Origin of the sequence: uncultured Umboniibacter sp. (assembly GCF_947497555.1) — a bacterium.
In the GTDB taxonomy this organism is placed as follows: Bacteria; Pseudomonadota; Gammaproteobacteria; order Pseudomonadales; family DSM-25080; genus Umboniibacter.
In genome coordinates, this window is sequence record NZ_CANMGY010000002.1 from 258625 (window position 1) to 275691 (window position 17067).

The window sequence follows — 17067 nt, forward strand, 5'->3', positions numbered from 1 at the left end:
AGCAAGTAGACGCTATTGCATCAGCGGGAGCTTACTCACCTTTGGCGGCTAGTTTCGCACTGAGACTACGGACCAAAAAACCGTAAATTGGAATATACACCACTAACGTAAAGGCAATTTTTGTCAGATAGTCGATGATGCCGATTTCAACCCAGTGCTCGCCCATCGTAGGGTCTGACGACGCATAAAATGCAACCGTGAAAAACACCGTGGTATCCACTGCGTTGCCCAATAAACTTGAGCCGGTTGGTGCCACCCACCAAGACCCCTTCCGTCGTAACTTTTCAAAGACCTTAATATCTAAAAGCTGCCCCAGCACATAGGCAATAAGACTTGCGAGCGCAATACGGGCGACAAATGAATCAAAACTCAACAGTGCATCCCAATTTTGAAATTCACCGTGCTCGAATACCATCCCAAAGACGTAACTCAACAGCAGTGCCGGAAGCATAGACATCAATACCACCCACTTAGCAAGATTCCAGCCTTGTAAACGGACGGTTAGATCAGAAAGTAAATACAGAATGGGAAAGCTAAAGGCCGCCCAGGTGGTGTAGTGGCCACCGAACTCAATGGGAATCTGAATGAGGTAATTAGATGCTGCGATCACCGCAATATGTGCGGTGACTGCGAAGGTCCAGAAACGAACGTTAAAGGGTTGTTGGTAATTCTTCATGATAACTCTGCTCAAGGTAGTCCATTGAGCTTAGCCGATAAATGACCAAGTTGAAGCGAAACCCTACTCAGTTAATCCTGTCGCTGTACCACTGTTGGACGCTTCGATTGCAGCCCGAATTGACTGACCATCCTGTTCGCCAACCAACGTAGCGATGAGCTCACCGCTTGGATTGAAAACGAAAGTAGTTGGCAATATCTCAGGGCGCACGATTTCGAGTTGCTGGAGCGGGTCGCCAGCTGTCACAGGGAACTCTATCCCCATTCGTTCGATATAGTCTAAAGTTGTCGCACGATCATCGCGATCCCAGTTAACGCCAACTACCGAAATATCTGCACTATGTTGATCAAATTCATTGAGCTCGGGTATTTCTCTACGACAAGGTGCACACCAAATAGCCCAATAATTTAGTACCGTATATTGCCCTTCGTCACTGCTCATCGCATGCGAACCCGAAGGTAATAGTTGCAACGAGACGGACTTCTCTCCACACGCTGTGAGTGACATCAGTGCAATAATGATAAATAGTAAACGCATTAACTAACCTTTTTCTAACCACACACTTAATGGCTGTTGCAATAATTCATCTGTATTCGTCTGGAGGCCTTTTAAAGAGGCTCTAACTGATGCAGGGAGCCGATCTTTCGTGCGTCGTAACGTATCAGCCATCAGCACATTAGGTTCAAGTATACGAAGGAAGTCACCAATACTATACCGTGTTAAATCCCTACCTATGGCGAGTTCATCCTCGTCATTTACCAGCAAAATTCGTTCAGCAACTAAACGATGCCTTAATGCTAACCAGTCTGCATGAGATTCTAGCGGTAGCGACTTGATCTTACCGCCAATCCACTTACGCTCGGAGAGACGTTGTCCCTTTTCATGGTTCGCCCAAAGCCAGCGTAAGACCGCGGTGGCAACCATCAACCTACTACTTGAAGCCCTGTTGGTAGTGAAGTAGCGCGGTAAACATCGCGTCAAATTCGCGCCAAATAATACAATAATCCACGAAACATAAATCCAGAGTAGAAAAATCGGTACTGCCGCAAACGTGCCATAGATTGCCGAATAATTAGGATTAAGTGCCCCCAGTGATAAAAAATGCTGCACCAACAAAAATAACGAGGCTGTGACCATTCCGCCGATCACTGCATCGCGGGCCGACACATAACAGTTAGGAACATACGCCAGTAACATCGAAAACAGCAGACAATTGAACACCCATGGCAGCGGTGCTAATAACCAATTCAGTCGCTCGAAGTCAAACCAACTAATATATTCAGATTGTGCCAAGGCCGCCGACGCAGCAGCTGCGGCGCCAAGAAGAATTGGTCCCAAGCTGATTAACGTCCAGTAGAGCATAAGCTTGGGGCGTAATTTGCGCCGCTGTTTAATTCCCCAAATCCGATTAAAGGCACCCTCGATGGTATTCAGCAATAGCACCACCGTAACGATTAGCAGGAGTACACTAAATCCCGTGAGCTTCTTCGCCTCGTTGGTAAAACCCACTAATGCTGACTGCACCGTCTCGGAGCTCGCTGGCACTAAATGACTCAACAGAAACCCCTGGGCCTGCTGCAAAGCTGGTTCAAACGCCGGTACGATGGCAATGATCGTTACCATCACCGTAAGTGCTGGGACAATGGCGAACAGCGACGTATAAGTTAATGCTGCGGCGGCATGCGCACAGCCATCATCAACAAATCTTCTCAGTACAAACCGACAAAAACGGATGAATTCAAGCATCCGCTCGCGTGTTGTGGTTATAATTGTGTCAGCAACTTCTTCCATTAACAGTTCACACTAGGTTATTAAGTCATTATGACAACCATATACCACAATCCACGATGCTCAAAGTCGCGGCAGACATTGGAACTACTTACTAATCAAGGAATAGACGTAAATATTATTCGCTATCTTGATACCCCATTGTCGTTTCAGCAGTTATCTGTATTACTTGACCAGCTGGGATACTCTGCCCATCAACTGATTCGTCAGGGCGAAGCGAAATACAAGTTTTTAGGCCTATCGGCGGAGACAGCCGAGCGTGAGTTAATCACTGCAATGGTGGAGAATCCAATTTTAATTGAGCGGCCGATTGTCGTTCACAATGGTCTAGCAAAAATAGGCCGTCCGCCTGAACAGGTACTGGGGCTATTCAAGTGAATCGCCCATTTGTACTCGTGCTCTATTACTCGGTAGGTGGGTCCGTAAAGGCCTTAGCTGAGCATATAGCCCTCGGTATTGAGGCGAGTGGCATCGACACTCGTGTTCGTACTGTGCCGAGTGTGAGTACCACCATTGAGGCGGTTAGCTCGATGATACCCGACGACGGCGATCTCTACTGTAGCGATGAGGATCTTCGCGCATGCAGTGGCTTGGCACTGGGGAGCCCAACCCGCTTCGGCAATATGGCGGCAGCTTTGAAGTATTTTCTTGATGGTAGCTCCGATCTCTGGCTGAGTGGCGATCTCATCGATAAACCCTTTGGCGTCTTCACAAGCTCTGCTAGCCTCCACGGTGGCCAAGAAACTACCCTCATGACGATGGCTATCCCCCTCCTTCACCATGGAATGGTTTGGGCGGGTGTTCCATACAGCGTCACGGAATTAAGTCAGACTCAAACTGGGGGAACGCCCTATGGGCCCTCTCACGTAACAGGCACTTCAGGTAATACGGACTTAAGTTCCGATGAGATATCAATCGCTCGCGCTTACGGAAAGCGCCTCGGCGAGCTCGCTCAACGAATGGAGACAGGTTCATGATGAACTATTTTACCCACCCTCGTGTCATCGCAAGCTTTTATCTTTTGCTGATCGTGACGCAAATCGCGGATACTTTTAGCTCTGAGCTCACTGCAAGTACTCAGTGGATAGTAGCTATCGTTAGAGTAGCTCCGCTGCTACTATTATTTCGCGCCCTAACGAATGAGACGCCAAGACTGCTCATTTGGCTCTGCTTTTTGTTGCTTGGGTATTTTGTCGGAGCAACACTTGGCAGCTTCTCGCCCTCGTCAACCTATTGGGATTTTGCGGCGTTAGGTAGCTGTGTCATACTTTTCAATAGTGCGATGTTCAGAGCCAGAAAGCTGGCCATAGCGGCTCAAACGAACTCACCTCATTTAAAGGACTAGGAATTTCATCTAATGAAACAATTTCTGCTTGCGCTAGGAAAGGCGCTTAACATTTCCCGAATCATTCTACTGAACGTACTGTTCTTTGGTGTTTTGACGTTAATTATTGTGGCATCCAGTCAGCAAGATGAACTTGAGACCATTGATGACGAAGGTGTCTTGAGGCTGTCATTGAACGGCCTTATCGTGGAGCAAGAAATTGTTTCCGATGAGATTCTCGCTCAACTGCAAAACGATGGTCCGCAACAGATTTTACTATTCGACGTGATTGATACTATTGATCGCGCCGCTAGTGATGATCGGGTAAAGGGGCTCATTCTCCTGCCATCCGGTATGAGTGCGAGCTTCACATCACTCGATGAAATTGGTCAAGCTCTAAGTCGATTTAAGGAAACTGGCAAGCCAATTATCTCTACATCGCAATCCTATAGCCAGTCAGCCTATTACCTTGCTTCCTTCGCCGATGAGATCTACATCGGTGATATGGGTGGCGTTGATTTGATGGGGCTAGCCAGTTATCGACCGTACTTTGGCGAGTTTCTTGAGCGCTACGGTATCGATGTACATGTGTTTAAAGTCGGGACGTACAAATCAGCGGTAGAGCCGTTTATGGGTGGCGCAATGTCTGCCCCTGCTCGCGAAAACGCCGAGCAGTGGATGGGCGACCTGTGGGGTAGCTTCACGAAGGTTGTGGAGACTAACCGCCATCTCGAACCAGGATTCATTAATACATGGTTAGACCACTACCCAGAAACGCTATCAGCCCATGACGGTCATTTTGCCTCCATGGCGCTGGAACTTGGTTTAGTTGACGGAATTAAAACTCGCACCGAACGCCTTGCGCGCCTTGCTGAATTCGCCGATGAAGAGGGTGATGACCCGGGTGTTTCGTGGAGAAATTATCGTACTCAGCTGCAAATGGAGAATCTTTTCGATGCTTCAGATTCAGAGCAGAAGATAGCGGTGATTGTGGCTTCGGGTGAAATCGTTGACGGTAGCCAACCACCAGGCATGATTGGTGGAGACTCTACGGCCGAATTAATTCGTCGCGCTCGCGAGGACAATGAAGTCGATGCGCTAGTGCTTCGTGTTAATAGTCCCGGTGGTTCTGCAAATGCTTCCGAAGTTATCCGCGAACAGATTGTCGCCACCCGCGAGGCTGGCATTCCAGTAGTTATTTCAATGGGTGGACTGGCAGCGTCTGGCGGCTACTGGATTTCAACCAGTGCGGACTATATCTTTGCCAATCCGCAGACAATTACTGGCTCAATCGGCGTGTTTGGCATTGTGCCGACCTTCGACCGTTTAGCGGGTGAATACTCCATTTACTCAGACGGGGTCGCCACTACACCAATGGCCGGCGGATTCGACCCATTAAATGGAATAAGCGAGCCTATGGCACGTACGATCCAATTAAGTATCGAAAACATTTATAAACAGTTTTTAGAAATCGTTGCGGACGGCAGAAATAGCACCCCAGAGAAGATCAACGAAATTGCTCAGGGTAGAGTTTGGAGCGGAAAACGAGCGCTTGAACTGGGCCTTGTAGATGAATTCGGGACCTTAGATGACGCGGTAAATCACGCCGCAGCGCTAGCTGAAATAGAGGACTATAGGACAATTAATATCACTCAACCACTGACGCCTGCTCAGCAGTTCTTCCGTGATATGAAACAAAATTCTTCAGTAGAAACTCCCGCGATGACAACGACTGAACGACTGCTCGGTGCATTCCAACAGCAGCTCATTCAACTCAATCAATTAAATGATCCGCGCCACGTCTATCTAAGCTGTGGTGGTTGTCCAGAGCAACCTTAGTAGATAGCTTCGATTAGCATACGCGCCATTGGAATCCAATGGCGCTTTTTTATGTCTGTAAAATGAGTCCTAATCGTTTAGATAGTATCGAACACATAAACTGCGGCTCAGTTAACTTAGCTAATAATGGTCTCGACGAGACTTACCCAGCCTCATCACTCTCAAGTTCAACTCGCGAGATAACTGTGAACCCACTCCCAGCTAAGCACTTAATTGGTCATCTGCTGGAAACCTCTTCAATGAATCAATATCAACAGCGTCATTCTGTGCCCAGCGCACACAATTTCTTCCTGACGACTTTGCGTCATAGAGCGCTCTATCTGCACTATTGACTATTTCGTCGGCGCTTATTCCGGCTGACAGATCCAGGCTATCAACGAACATTAACCCAACACTTGTGGTAATACGTTGCGTACCGATGCCTACGTCAGACTGAGAAATAATCAGTCTTAGTCGTTCAGCCGTTTCAACTGCACCTTCAAAATTGGTTCGTGGCATAAGAATAAAGAACTCTTCCCCACCAAAACGCGCGACGAGCTCTCGGCGATGAACAGCGAGTTTGGCGATTCGCGATAATTCCTTGAGTACCCGATCACCGGAATCATGTCCTAAGTTGTCGTTAATGGCCTTAAAATTATCGATATCCAGTAGCAACACCGCTAAACCAGCACTTGGGTCATCAAAAGCCGACTCGCCACTTTCGATTGAACGAATGGCTTTGCCGAGCTCACTGTAGGCGCGTCGTCGATTCGCAATACCTGTCAGCGTATCGGTTTGAGATAGCTCTCTAAAACGATTGCGCGAGTAAATTAGGTAACTTAGTAAGAGGACCATAATACCTACAAGCACGAAAACTACGTTTCGCTGCCAGCGCATTTTACTGGTCTCGGCAAGGACTGCGGTATTGTTCAACTGTTCAATTTCAAGCTGCTGACGCGCGATCTCGGCCTGATATTGGACACCTGCATCGGCAACTTCATCGCCGGAATAAGCTCTGACATCATCGGCTAACTTAAACATCGCGCTAGCGTAATAATTTTCTAGTGCAACGGTATAGGCCAGCACATCCTCATACTCTCCGCTGAACATGTGATTAAGTATTGCTGCACTTGAGTCGTACTCTAAGAAATCTGGATGCTCTTCGATAAAAAGAACGAACTCTTCTTTCACAGAGTTAACGCCATCAACTAAGGCCCTACTTAGCAACCATTGCAGCTCGGTATCATTCGCATAATACGTCTCCGAAGTTGATTCTCTAAGCTGCAGAGCTTGAAAGTATGCTGCCGCCGCTTGCTCCGGATCATTGTTTAGGTAGGGGCTAAAGTATAGGCCTTCTAAATACCAACAGAAAAAATCAAAATCAGCATATCGGCTTTCACCACCCACTTCCCAAAGTTGATCCAAATATTCACGAAATTCAGGCGTATCTCGGGCGAAGAAAGACTCAACTGTGAGATTAAACAGCATATCAAATTCATGCTGGAGTAATAATTCCGATCTCGCCAACTGCAAACCCTGAGTAAAAATGGCTTGCGCGGTTTCGTGATCGTAAAGACGCTGATTAATTTCACCCAATGAAACGAGTAGATCAATAACGATAGCCGTATCAATATCTGCCTGAGAGGCGACCTCCATCGATTCGGCCAGAATTGACACGGCTTCCCTCTCGCTTCCTACACCTCTGACGAGACAGCTAACCTGGCGGCCTGCTGCGCGGACATAGAGCGACGGGTAAATGGCATTTTCGGCAACGGTATACGCCATATCAAAATCGCGACAAGCCTCATCCGACAATTGGTTATGCAGCTGATTGACAGTACCCCGCTGAAGGTAAAACTCGATTACTGTAGGAACTCCAGCCGTTTCAATTAAGGGCGACTGATTGAGTATCGACAGGGTCTCAAGATACTTCGCGTCACTAACCAGATAGTAGGACTGGAGTAAGGTAAGCTGAAGCTTTTCTCTCTCGGAAAATTTTGATGGTGATGAAATTTGACTAAGAATATACGTCTGAGCCTGATCCTTTGGCAGAATAGCTGCCGCTTCCGATATTCGGACCACCGATCCCTCGAACCAAGGGGGCGCATCAAAACTTCGTTGTATGTTGTTGCTATGCGCTGAAGCTATAAATACTACTGATAGCAAACACACCGCAAAGAGTTTCCATTCTCTAAGCATGTTGTTGTCCACAATTAGTCTAATCTTTATTATCGTATAGCCTATAAAACCATACTAAAGTCCCTACTAACAAGGGAAATGCTACCATTATTCGTAGTTTCGGTGGCTAAAATTACAACCTTGGATAAATTAATTTTGTTAGACTAGGCATATCTAATCTGCTTGCTCTAGGAGAGTACGAAATGAAACTTGTTACAGCCATCATCAAACCGCACAAACTCGATAGCGTTCGCGAGGCGCTATCGGATCGAGGTATTACAGGTTTAACAGCAACGGAAGTAAAGGGATTTGGCCGTCAAAAAGGTCACACCGAACTGTATCGCGGTGCTGAGTATGTCATTGATTTTCTGCCAAAAATAAAACTAGAAGTCGCCATCGCTTCTCAAATGGTTGAGACCGTCGTTGAGACAATTATTGAAGTAGCGAGTAGCGGAAAAATCGGTGATGGCAAGATCTTCGTCTCATCACTTGAAGAGGTAATCCGTATTCGAACGGGGGAAACAGGCGAAGACGCGATTTAATCGTAGCGTTCTTTCTGCGGCTTTGAAACATAGGCCATACTCCTGTGAGAGATTATCGTATTTAAGAGAAGGCAGATGACCACAGACTACTGGAAAGCATTTGAACCCGTTTTTATTCGCTTTATTAGCGACATTAAAAGTGCCGATCCGGCGCATGACTTCGCCCATATTGAAAGAGTGGTCAGCTTAGCAAAGAAGCTATCGGTTGCCGAATCCGCCGATTTAAATGTCGTTGTCCCCGCCGCATGGTTCCATGACAGCGTGGCCGTTGCCAAAAATAGTCCAGACAGACCAATCGCCTCAAAGCTCGCAGCAGATCGAGCACGTACTGCGCTCCAAAAAATGAACTATGACAGCAACCTCCTCCCAGCAATTGAACACGCGATTATCGCGCACAGTTACAGTGCCAATGTGCGCCCGCGCACGCTTGAGGCGAGAATTGTTCAAGACGCAGATCGAATGGATGCATTGGGCGCGGTCGGAGTCGCTCGTTGCATGCTGGTAGGTGGTGCAATCGGTAGAACACTATATGAACCCACCGACCCTTTATGCGAACAACGACCGCCAGAAGACTTGAAATACACTATTGATCACTTTTTCACCAAACTACTTCATATCGGCGAGACCATGAACACTGAATCGGCAAAGCGAGAGGCTAAACGAAGAACTGACTACATGCGTAATTTTTTGTCGCAACTAAAACGCGACATCCAAGCAGAAGATTTAGACATACAACTTCGTGCTCCCGTAGCAGGTTAGCGAGTTAATAACTGCCGATAACGGTGAGTTGCAAGTTTCTCGACCCACCATGATCTCGGTGTTCGCCGAGATAAATCCCCTGCCAAATGCCTAGCGCCAATTCTCCATTGCTTACAGGAATGCTCAAAGCGTGGCCGAGCAAGCTAGCTTTTATGTGAGCAGGCATATCATCAGGCCCCTCGTCCTGATGCTCGAAATATGAACAGCCATCTGGAATAAGTCGGTTGAAGAAACGTTCAAAGTCTCTTCGCACCGAGCTATCCGCATTTTCATTAATGGTAAGCGATGCGGAGGTATGCTGAACGAAAATCTGTACGATACCCGCCTTCATCTGAGCTATCTCGGGTAGAGCTTCGATAACTTGAGGGGTGATTAAATGAAACCCTCGTGGCAGCGGTTTCAATTGTAGCGCTCGATGGAAGGTATTCATAAGTTGACTCTAGGTGGTTAAGCTAATTGATACTGTTCAAACTCGATCAGTGCGGCCTTTATTTCCTCACCCCATCGGTATCCCGTTAGCGCACCACTCTTGCCCACGACTCGATGACATGGCAGTACCAATGCATAGCAATTTTGCGACATGACTCGAGCGACTGCACGCGCTGCCTTAGGGTTTCCTGCAAGCTCAGCTAAGTGAGTGTAGGAGATCGTCCTACCTGGATTAATTGTTCCAAGTGCCTGCCATACGGACGTGGCGAATTCAGTTAACGGACCCTGCAAGGTCAGACATTGTTGTTTACCGCGCCAAAGCTCTTCGATCGATCGAGCGATACGCCGCTGTTGCGGTGTCAGACTTGAAGCAGGAGCGGTGATGGCACTGAGTTCGATGCTAATCACCACCTCTCCCGAATGGCTAACGTGCACCATCGCCATGGGCAATCGAAAACTAAAGTGAGTGAACTGCCCACGCTTTGCCAGACGTTCTTCAAACTTAATCTGACCGCCATTTGGCAACATGATTGATTGCACTGATTCATTTCCTCTGCAACATTTTTAGGATAATCGCGGCTATCTCTTACAGTAAAATAGTTTATCCGTTATCATCAGCGCAAGCGTTATTCACGAATGAGGTAGAGTTTTGGGTAAATGGATTGGTGCCGTAATCGGTTTAATAGGTGGTCCTGCGGGTGCGGTCATTGGCTTCTTTATTGGGGCCTTCTTCGATGCTATGTTCAAAGATAGTCCGTCGATGGCGAATCGCCAACAGCAGGGTGCGATGCAGCAAGTGTTCTTTCAAACACTCTATCAGTGCTTAGGGCATCTTGCCAAAGCCGACGGTCAAATCACTGAAGCTGAGATTAAGACCACTGAAGCACTGATGACTCGAATGGGACTCAGTGCGGAAAAACGCCGCGAGGCTATTGCACTATTTAAGTCTGGAGCCAGCGATAGCTTTAACTTAGATTCCACGCTAACTGCCTTTCGGATGGGACCGGGTCAAAGTCGGCAGATGCGTCAATTTTTAATCGTATCACTCATCAGTTTGGGCATGGCCGACGGCCATATGGACGAGATTGAAAATCGGGTTGTACAGCGAATTGCTCAAGGCATTGGCATGTCTCAGATGCAGCTTCAGCAGCTTATTATGATGCTCGAGGCTCAGCACAATTTCTTTCGCGGACGTCAACAGGGTGGATCCTACCAACGATCAAGCCAAACCTATACCGCTCAGCAGGATGTGGATACGGCATACCGTGCATTAGGTGTAGAGTCTTCAGCCTCAGATGCCGAGATTAAAAAGGTTTATCGGAACCTGATGAAGGAATATCACCCTGATAAGCTGATGGCTAAGGGGCTTCCTGAGAACATGGTGAAAGTTGCCACAGAGAAAGCTCAGGAGATTCAAGCCGCCTACGACCTCATCAAGAAGCACCGTAAACGCTAAAGGCTGTTCAGTGCTCAATAACCCAGGCCGGAACGTAAGCCTCATTGAACGGTTCTGAACTATCGGCTATGTAGCGCAACTAAAAAGGTCGCTAATACTCAGTAATAGCGACCTTTGAATACACGCAATGGCAAGTCTTCGTGTTGCAGTTCGGCCGCTACCACTTACTTTTTGATAACGTGCGCAACCGATAAGCCTGCAACCATCGCTATCACGAAACTAATCACTTCCGCATTCATCGTCCAGAGTGACGCTACGGCTGGCCCTGGGCAGAGACCGTAGATACCCCAACCAATGCCAAATAACACTGCACCAATCACCAGCGGACGATCAACGTGGGTTAACGACGGCCACTGTAAGGTATCGCCAAACCAACTACGCTGAACTTTTTTCGAGATAAAGAACAACGGCATGGTTACCGCAAGTGCGCCACCCATAACGAACATCAGCGACGGATCCCACTGTCCGAATAGATCGAGAAAACCTACGACTTTCGCAGGATTCGTCATGCCTGATAGCGATAGACCGCCCCCAAATAATAAACCCGACAGGGCCACAACAAGTAATCTCATATTAAGCTCCTATCGCGCGAACAAAAAATACGGTGGCGATACCCGACGCCATAAAAACACACGTAGCAATAATTGACCGCGCTGAAAAACGACCTATTCCACAAATTCCGTGGCCACTAGTGCAACCACTGCCGATTCCTGTTCCAAAACCGACGAGCAGTCCGGCAGCGATAGGCCAAATCCACCCCGCTTTAATGGGCGTAAAGCTATCAACACCCAACAGCTTCGACGCAATCAACGCCCCAATAATAACGGCGACAATGAAAACAACTCGCCATTGTCGCTCCGCTGCTTGCTGCCAAAGAACTCCCGAGGTGATTGAACTCATCCCCATTATTCGTCCCAAGCCATACCACATCAACATGGCCGCAACGCCGATTATGATTCCGCCCAATAGCGGAGTTAAATAGATCATAAATATCCCCAAAAAATACTGTTCAAAGCGTCAAAGGTAGTCCACTACCACTATCATAACGTAAGCTTAAGCAAAACAACTGCAGGATTTTATCACGATGCACTATCTGATTACAGGCGGCACTGGGTTCGTCGGCACAGCACTCATCGCGGCATTGCCAGACAGCAGTGCTATTTCCGTTCTCACGCGAAAGAAATCGCAGCAGAGTACTAGCCCAAACATCACTTATATCAACAACCTAGAAGAACTAGCGTCCGCGCCAGACGCGGTAATCAATCTCGCTGGCGAGCCTATTTTCGGCCTATGGAGCGAGCGTAAAAAGCAGAGCATCATCAGTTCTCGAGTAGAGGCTACCGAGGATCTTGTGAGCTATTTGAACCAGTTTGCTCCTCAAGCCACGTTAGTGAGTGCCAGTGCAGTTGGCTATTACTCGCATAGCTCTCTTAAGCATCCCACCGACCTCGACAGCCCAGCAGCATCGAACTTTGCCGGAACATTGTGTTGCCGCTGGGAACAAGCCGCTAGAAAATTTAACGGGACGGCTCATATCGCTCGACTTGGCGTCATTCTAGGAGATGGGGGGTATTTGAAGCAGCTGATATTACCCACGAAGATGGGTCTAGCAATGCATTTAGGCAGCGGCGATCAGGGAGTTCCCTGGGTGCACATCGAAGACGTTGTCAGAGGAATTATCACGCTTTCTCAAAAGTCTACGGAATCAACTGAGTTGGTTCTAGTCGCGCCTGCTCAGAACAGCCACGCTGATATTAACAATGCGCTCGCTGCGCGACTAAATCGAAAAGTGCGCCTTAAAGTACCCCACTTCTTAGTTAGGTTCATGGGAGGAAGTATGGCAAACGAACTCATTTTGAATGGACACTATTTTCAACCCGCCCAACTAACTAATCAATTATCGAACTTTGAACAGGTAAACCTAGCAGCCGCGATCGCAACTATTATTGAGGACTAGCAATCTAAAAATGTTGTACTAGCGTTAAACTTGTCTTAGGTTAACAAAATGGCACTGGGAAGACGGCTTCAATGAGACGAAATTTTGTAAATACCGACGTAGCAATATAACAAGTTGAGAGAAATCATGATTAAATCCAAAATATCAGTATTTGTACTTTCTACACTATTGTTTCATCCAACGTACTTACTCGCACAACAGAATATTGATCGAGAGCACGGTTTTTCTGGCGATGCATTTTTCGGCGTTGGCGTTGTCGATAGCAATGGCTTCCTAAGTACTGTAAACGAAGATCCTATTGAAGATCTTCAGGGCGACAGCCCCAGCGGCTCAGAGACCATCCCTTTTGTCATCGGTCGGATAACTTACACGTTTGAAGATACTGATCAGGAAGCATTTTTAGGTATTAGCCGTCAAAAAGCGGTACGAGGAAGCTTCGCGCCTGAAATAGGGTACCGCTACCATACCGGAAAGCACAAGTTCCTGGAGATTGCCGTGCTGCCTGGCGTTCAGCCATCAAAAGTCTGGGAGGATCCCTACCTCACCGGTGAAAGACGCCGTGAGACAGACGCTAATTTAACCGCCGTCAGAGCTCGTGCTCAACATATCCTGGGACCAATTTCTCTTGAAGCCGCCTACGGAACCTCTGAAATTGACCAAGAGAGGAGCGGCTTCTTTGAGGACCTGCTGCCAGACGAGCGCGCCTCGCTCGACAGAAATTCTACCATTAGATACGTTGGAGTAGACTTAACGATTCCGCTCGGAGAAGGCTTTATTCTTATCCCTTCCCTATTCAACTTCCGAACTGATGCTGACGGCGATGCAATGAGCTTTGATACCTACGGCGGAGAATTGGGGGTTGTTTACCGGTCAGGACGTCATACCCTCGTTGGGAACTTTGGTTATGAGCAGCTTGATTATGATACGGAGAATCCTCTTTTTGCTAGCCCGAGAGAAGATAACATTAGCAACATCTTCGCAATCTATTCGTTTGCGGAACCATTTGGCTTCGAAGATACTAGCCTGACTTTTATCCTATCGAATAACTCCCGCGTTAGTGATATCAGCTTTTACGAAGAGGAGAGTCTCGTCGTCGGCGGCGGCATTCGCTTCATTTTCTAATTCCAAGCGAAATCAAAGCTCTACGGGACTCAAATCACCTACCCGTGGAGCCCAGAGTTTCGTATAATGGTGTCAATTGATACCTTAAATTTTTTGGAATATAGAATTATGACCAGTGTAAAAACGCTCTTGGGCGGGTCCGTAGCCGTTGGTTCAACAGTAGAAGTGAAAGGTTGGGTCCGTACTAGACGTGACTCAAAGGCAGGAATTTCTTTTGTAGCCGTTCACGATGGTAGTTGCTTTGATCCAATCCAAGCCGTGGTGCCCAATACACTAAGTAACTACGAAACAGACGTACTGCGAGCTACGACGGGAGCTTCTGTCGTGATTCGCGGGGAACTCGTTGAGTCACAGGGTCAAGGTCAAAGCGTTGAGATTCAAGCCACTGAGGTAGAGCTCATTGGCGAAGTCATCGATTCAGAAACCTACCCGATCGCTAAGAAACGACACAGTTTTGAATACTTGCGCTCTGTCGCTCACCTTCGTCCACGCACCAACTCAATCGGAGCGGTGACCCGTGTTCGCACCGTGTTACAAAACTCCATCCATAACTTCTTTGTCAACGACGGCTTTCAGTGGATTAACACGCCCATCATCACCGCCAGCGACTGTGAAGGTGCCGGAGAGCTATTCCGTGTGAGTACCCTGGACATGGCCAACCTTCCCCGCACTGGCAAGGGCGGAGTGGACTTTGCAGAGGACTTCTTCGGTAAAGAATCATTCCTAACCGTTTCGGGTCAGCTCAACGCCGAAGCCTATGCCCTAGCGATGAGTAAAGTGTACACCTTTGGCCCTACCTTCCGGGCCGAAAACTCTCACACTACCCGTCACCTTGCAGAATTCTGGATGGTCGAGCCCGAGATTGCCTTTGCCGATCTCAATGACGATGCCAACCTCGCTGAAGGCATGCTGCGCTATGCCGTGAAGGAGGTTCTGAACAAGTGTGAAGATGACCTTGGTTTCTTCAACAAAATGATCGACAAAACATTGATCGAGCGTTTAACCAATGTGTCTGAAACACCCTTTGCTCGAATTCCCTACACCGATGCTATCGACATCCTGCTGAAGTCCGGTAAAAAGTTTGAATATCCCGTGCAATGGGGTATCGATCTTCAGTCCGAACACGAACGTTGGTTGTGTGAGGAGTATGTAAAGGGTCCGGTAGTCATCACCGACTACCCGAAGGATATCAAGGCTTTCTACATGCGTCTTAATGACGACGGCAAAACCGTTGCGGCGATGGACGTATTAGCACCCGGTATCGGCGAAATTATTGGCGGCGCACAGCGCGAGGAACGCCTTGATGTATTGGATGCCCGTATGGCAGAAAGCGGACTCACTGGCCAACTTGAGTGGTATCGCGATCTCCGTAAGTACGGTACGGTACCTCACGCAGGCTTTGGCTTAGGTTTCGACCGTTTTCTTAACTATGTAACGGGCATGGAAAATATACGCGATGTAATCCCATTCCCGCGTGTACCGAATCAAGCGGATTTCTAGTTCGCTGCGACAACCAAAAAGGCTACCTTATCGGTAGCCTTTTTTTTCGCTGATCTCACATCGCTTGAAAATGGGGTTAGCTCAGCGGGTTAACCAACTATGGCGCATCACAAATCGCATCTTCGCGCAATAACACCATGCTATGCGGCGGCAGCGAGATATCAACATCGCCCCACCAGCCCAGAGTGATTATACTGCCGTGTCCAGCGAGTAGATCGCAGTATTCAGATTCACTAAGATTCGGATCCCAGTTAACCTCCTTTAGCTCACTCGACACATTCATTAATACTCGGCCAGGCCCATAGCTGAAAGCGACTACTTGATCATCAAGATACTCGATATCCGCCACCTGAACTAATCCCGCTTCACGGCGAAGCTGAACGAATTGACTGACGATAGGATCTCGATGCCAGCAGGTCCAATCTTGGTCACAGGACATTGCTTGCTGACTAGGCAATTGATCTCGATCTCCAAACGTGTAGCCTGATAGAACTTTCGGGTAGCCATAATTCATAGTGAGTAATAGCGCTTCACCCAAGTGCTTCTGAGCAATTGATAATTCCTGAGTGTGACGCTCAGTGTCGTGATTATCCACGAAGGTCACTGCCATATCAGCCACTAACTCGGTCTCGCCATGCCAATAGCGCTCAAGTTTCGACAAATCGCCATTCATTGCGGAGTAAATCGCTCCCCGGGCTGCAAAGTCAGTGACCGGTGCAATTGAAGCGTAGGTAGTGGGTTGTAACGCCGTTTCAGCGGCTGGGTCACCAATGACCTCCAGAAAGACCTGAGGCCCTCCTGCCAGCTCTAGAATAGCGGCTACATCCGCAGTAGACATATGCTTCGCGGCATCTATCCGCATTCCATCAAAGCCAAGTTCAGTGAGCTTTCGTAAGTAGCCCGCCAGCAGTTCACGTACGTATGGGTTAGCGGTGTCGAGGTCTGGCAATGCACCAAGGCGGCAGTTTTGAACTTCCGTCGCAATGCTATAATCCTCAATGGTACAGATAGGCTGATGGTAGTGACTCTCGTCTAGCCCTGGGTGTTGCATGATTTGCCACTGTGTTCCGGCTGTCCCCTGCCCTTGCTCACCGTAATCCGCGGTATGGTTGATTACCGCGTCCGCATAGACCTTTATTCCCGCTTCGTGACAGGTTTCAATCATGGACCTGAGCTCGTCCTCACTCCCGCTGAATGAATCAAACTTTGAGAAATCTACCGGTTGGTATCGTGCCCACCAACTTGGATAGTCAATGTGTTCAATCGCAGGCGATACTTGGATAGCGTCATACCCCAACTCAGGAAGGTGATCACGACATTCCGTCGCGATATCATTCCAGCGCCACTCAAAGAGATGAACGAAGGTGTTGGGGTTATAGTTGGTTGGTAGCTCGTCGACCTCTGAATTCGAAACGCCCGGCGCCATGCCGGCAGCGATCAAACTCATGAACAGTAGCGATGACTTCATGAACAAATCCTTGATAAAAAAAGGGATGGCAACTTAGCGAAACCATCCCA

19 protein-coding genes are annotated in these 17067 nt (G+C 48.1%); 10 read left to right on the forward strand and 9 right to left on the reverse strand.

From position 1 onward, the window contains the following. Positions 1 to 31: 31 nt before the first annotated feature. The 3 genes from Q0698_RS04010 to Q0698_RS04020 all read right to left on the reverse strand — a co-directional run bounded on the left by Q0698_RS04010 (position 32) and on the right by Q0698_RS04020 (position 2467). Positions 32 to 676: a 7-cyano-7-deazaguanine/7-aminomethyl-7-deazaguanine transporter gene (locus Q0698_RS04010; RefSeq protein ID WP_298633973.1), complete on the reverse strand. Its 645-nt coding sequence runs from the start codon at positions 674 to 676 to the stop codon at positions 32 to 34. Positions 677 to 739: 63 nt separating this feature from the next. After that, positions 740 to 1213 (reverse strand): TlpA disulfide reductase family protein, encoded by a 474-nt coding sequence (locus Q0698_RS04015; RefSeq protein ID WP_298633975.1) that lies wholly within the window; start codon positions 1211 to 1213, stop codon positions 740 to 742. A gap of 3 nt (positions 1214 to 1216) precedes the next feature. Beyond that, positions 1217 to 2467: a YihY family inner membrane protein gene (locus tag Q0698_RS04020; RefSeq protein WP_298633977.1), complete on the reverse strand. Its 1251-nt coding sequence runs from the start codon at positions 2465 to 2467 to the stop codon at positions 1217 to 1219. A gap of 30 nt (positions 2468 to 2497) precedes the next feature. Here Q0698_RS04020 and arsC point away from each other — a divergent pair, with 30 nt between their 5' ends. The 4 genes from arsC to sppA are packed head-to-tail and all read left to right on the forward strand — an operon-like array spanning position 2498 to position 5627. Continuing rightward, positions 2498 to 2842, forward strand: a complete 345-nt coding sequence (arsC, locus tag Q0698_RS04025; RefSeq protein WP_298633979.1) for an arsenate reductase (glutaredoxin) — start codon at positions 2498 to 2500, stop codon at positions 2840 to 2842. Beyond that, the gene (wrbA, locus tag Q0698_RS04030; RefSeq protein ID WP_298633981.1) at positions 2839 to 3441 is read left to right on the forward strand and encodes an NAD(P)H:quinone oxidoreductase; all 603 of its coding nucleotides are present in this window, start codon (positions 2839 to 2841) and stop codon (positions 3439 to 3441) included. The genes arsC and wrbA overlap by 4 nt, the downstream gene beginning before the upstream one ends. Then, positions 3438 to 3809 carry a DUF2069 domain-containing protein gene (locus Q0698_RS04035; RefSeq protein ID WP_298633983.1) on the forward strand — a complete coding sequence of 124 codons (372 nt, stop codon included), beginning with the start codon at positions 3438 to 3440 and terminating at the stop codon, positions 3807 to 3809. Before wrbA ends, Q0698_RS04035 begins: the two co-directional genes overlap by 4 nt. A gap of 12 nt (positions 3810 to 3821) precedes the next feature. Next, the gene (sppA, locus tag Q0698_RS04040) at positions 3822 to 5627 is read left to right on the forward strand and encodes a signal peptide peptidase SppA (RefSeq protein WP_298633984.1); all 1806 of its coding nucleotides are present in this window, start codon (positions 3822 to 3824) and stop codon (positions 5625 to 5627) included. Positions 5628 to 5828: 201 nt separating this feature from the next. On the opposite strand, the gene Q0698_RS04045 is transcribed toward sppA, so the two are convergent. Then, the gene (locus tag Q0698_RS04045) at positions 5829 to 7805 is read right to left on the reverse strand and encodes a GGDEF domain-containing protein (protein ID WP_298633986.1); all 1977 of its coding nucleotides are present in this window, start codon (positions 7803 to 7805) and stop codon (positions 5829 to 5831) included. A 182-nt stretch (positions 7806 to 7987) separates the two neighbouring features. On the opposite strand from Q0698_RS04045, the gene Q0698_RS04050 reads away from it, so the two are divergent. Continuing rightward, positions 7988 to 8326: a P-II family nitrogen regulator gene (locus Q0698_RS04050; RefSeq protein ID WP_298633988.1), complete on the forward strand. Its 339-nt coding sequence runs from the start codon at positions 7988 to 7990 to the stop codon at positions 8324 to 8326. Positions 8327 to 8401: 75 nt separating this feature from the next. Next, entirely contained in the window at positions 8402 to 9085 is a 684-nt protein-coding gene (locus Q0698_RS04055) for an HD domain-containing protein (protein WP_298633990.1), read from the forward strand. A gap of 4 nt (positions 9086 to 9089) precedes the next feature. On the opposite strand, the gene Q0698_RS04060 is transcribed toward Q0698_RS04055, so the two are convergent. Together Q0698_RS04060 and Q0698_RS04065 are read right to left on the reverse strand one after the other, a co-directional pair. Further along, positions 9090 to 9515: a secondary thiamine-phosphate synthase enzyme YjbQ gene (locus tag Q0698_RS04060; RefSeq protein WP_298633991.1), complete on the reverse strand. Its 426-nt coding sequence runs from the start codon at positions 9513 to 9515 to the stop codon at positions 9090 to 9092. 17 nt (positions 9516 to 9532) lie between these two features. Continuing rightward, positions 9533 to 10054, reverse strand: coding sequence for an MGMT family protein (locus Q0698_RS04065; protein WP_298633993.1), 522 nt, complete (start codon positions 10052 to 10054; stop codon positions 9533 to 9535). A 109-nt stretch (positions 10055 to 10163) separates the two neighbouring features. Here Q0698_RS04065 and djlA point away from each other — a divergent pair, with 109 nt between their 5' ends. Further along, the gene (gene djlA / locus Q0698_RS04070; protein ID WP_298633995.1) at positions 10164 to 10970 is read left to right on the forward strand and encodes a co-chaperone DjlA; all 807 of its coding nucleotides are present in this window, start codon (positions 10164 to 10166) and stop codon (positions 10968 to 10970) included. A gap of 164 nt (positions 10971 to 11134) precedes the next feature. On the opposite strand, the gene Q0698_RS04075 is transcribed toward djlA, so the two are convergent. Together Q0698_RS04075 and Q0698_RS04080 are read right to left on the reverse strand one after the other, a co-directional pair. Then, positions 11135 to 11542 (reverse strand): DUF6691 family protein, encoded by a 408-nt coding sequence (locus Q0698_RS04075; protein ID WP_298633997.1) that lies wholly within the window; start codon positions 11540 to 11542, stop codon positions 11135 to 11137. A 1-nt stretch (position 11543) separates the two neighbouring features. Next, positions 11544 to 11957 carry a YeeE/YedE thiosulfate transporter family protein gene (locus Q0698_RS04080; protein WP_298633999.1) on the reverse strand — a complete coding sequence of 138 codons (414 nt, stop codon included), beginning with the start codon at positions 11955 to 11957 and terminating at the stop codon, positions 11544 to 11546. A gap of 97 nt (positions 11958 to 12054) precedes the next feature. Between Q0698_RS04080 and Q0698_RS04085 the strand changes: the two genes are divergently transcribed. The 3 genes from Q0698_RS04085 (at position 12055) to asnS (ending at position 15549) form a co-directional block, all read left to right on the forward strand. Further along, entirely contained in the window at positions 12055 to 12927 is an 873-nt protein-coding gene (locus Q0698_RS04085; RefSeq protein WP_298634001.1) for a TIGR01777 family oxidoreductase, read from the forward strand. 126 nt (positions 12928 to 13053) lie between these two features. Beyond that, complete coding sequence (locus Q0698_RS04090) at positions 13054 to 14049, forward strand: DUF2860 family protein (RefSeq protein ID WP_298634003.1); 996 nt, start codon at positions 13054 to 13056, stop codon at positions 14047 to 14049. Positions 14050 to 14157: 108 nt separating this feature from the next. Then, positions 14158 to 15549, forward strand: coding sequence for an asparagine--tRNA ligase (gene asnS / locus Q0698_RS04095; protein ID WP_298634005.1), 1392 nt, complete (start codon positions 14158 to 14160; stop codon positions 15547 to 15549). A 97-nt stretch (positions 15550 to 15646) separates the two neighbouring features. Here asnS and Q0698_RS04100 read toward each other — a convergent pair whose 3' ends face one another. After that, entirely contained in the window at positions 15647 to 17017 is a 1371-nt protein-coding gene (locus Q0698_RS04100; protein WP_298634007.1) for an alpha-amylase family glycosyl hydrolase, read from the reverse strand. Positions 17018 to 17067 lie beyond the last annotated feature (50 nt).

Excerpts from the sequence above, each read along its gene's own strand:
- Q0698_RS04055 (WP_298633990.1), top strand. The coding sequence starts at position 8,402 with ATGACCACAGACTACTGGAAAGCATTTGAACCCGTTTTTATTCGCTTT.
- Q0698_RS04020 (WP_298633977.1), bottom strand. The coding sequence starts at position 2,467 with ATGGAAGAAGTTGCTGACACAATTATAACCACAACACGCGAGCGGATG.
- Q0698_RS04015 (WP_298633975.1), bottom strand. The coding sequence starts at position 1,213 with ATGCGTTTACTATTTATCATTATTGCACTGATGTCACTCACAGCGTGT.
- arsC (WP_298633979.1), top strand. The coding sequence starts at position 2,498 with ATGACAACCATATACCACAATCCACGATGCTCAAAGTCGCGGCAGACA.
- Q0698_RS04075 (WP_298633997.1), bottom strand. The coding sequence starts at position 11,542 with ATGAGATTACTTGTTGTGGCCCTGTCGGGTTTATTATTTGGGGGCGGT.
- asnS (WP_298634005.1), top strand. The coding sequence starts at position 14,158 with ATGACCAGTGTAAAAACGCTCTTGGGCGGGTCCGTAGCCGTTGGTTCA.
- Q0698_RS04045 (WP_298633986.1), bottom strand. The coding sequence starts at position 7,805 with ATGCTTAGAGAATGGAAACTCTTTGCGGTGTGTTTGCTATCAGTAGTA.
- Q0698_RS04050 (WP_298633988.1), top strand. The coding sequence starts at position 7,988 with ATGAAACTTGTTACAGCCATCATCAAACCGCACAAACTCGATAGCGTT.
- Q0698_RS04080 (WP_298633999.1), bottom strand. The coding sequence starts at position 11,957 with ATGATCTATTTAACTCCGCTATTGGGCGGAATCATAATCGGCGTTGCG.
- Q0698_RS04010 (WP_298633973.1), bottom strand. The coding sequence starts at position 676 with ATGAAGAATTACCAACAACCCTTTAACGTTCGTTTCTGGACCTTCGCA.
- Q0698_RS04060 (WP_298633991.1), bottom strand. The coding sequence starts at position 9,515 with ATGAATACCTTCCATCGAGCGCTACAATTGAAACCGCTGCCACGAGGG.
- Q0698_RS04035 (WP_298633983.1), top strand. The coding sequence starts at position 3,438 with ATGATGAACTATTTTACCCACCCTCGTGTCATCGCAAGCTTTTATCTT.
- Q0698_RS04085 (WP_298634001.1), top strand. The coding sequence starts at position 12,055 with ATGCACTATCTGATTACAGGCGGCACTGGGTTCGTCGGCACAGCACTC.
- Q0698_RS04100 (WP_298634007.1), bottom strand. The coding sequence starts at position 17,017 with ATGAAGTCATCGCTACTGTTCATGAGTTTGATCGCTGCCGGCATGGCG.
- Q0698_RS04090 (WP_298634003.1), top strand. The coding sequence starts at position 13,054 with ATGATTAAATCCAAAATATCAGTATTTGTACTTTCTACACTATTGTTT.
- sppA (WP_298633984.1), top strand. The coding sequence starts at position 3,822 with ATGAAACAATTTCTGCTTGCGCTAGGAAAGGCGCTTAACATTTCCCGA.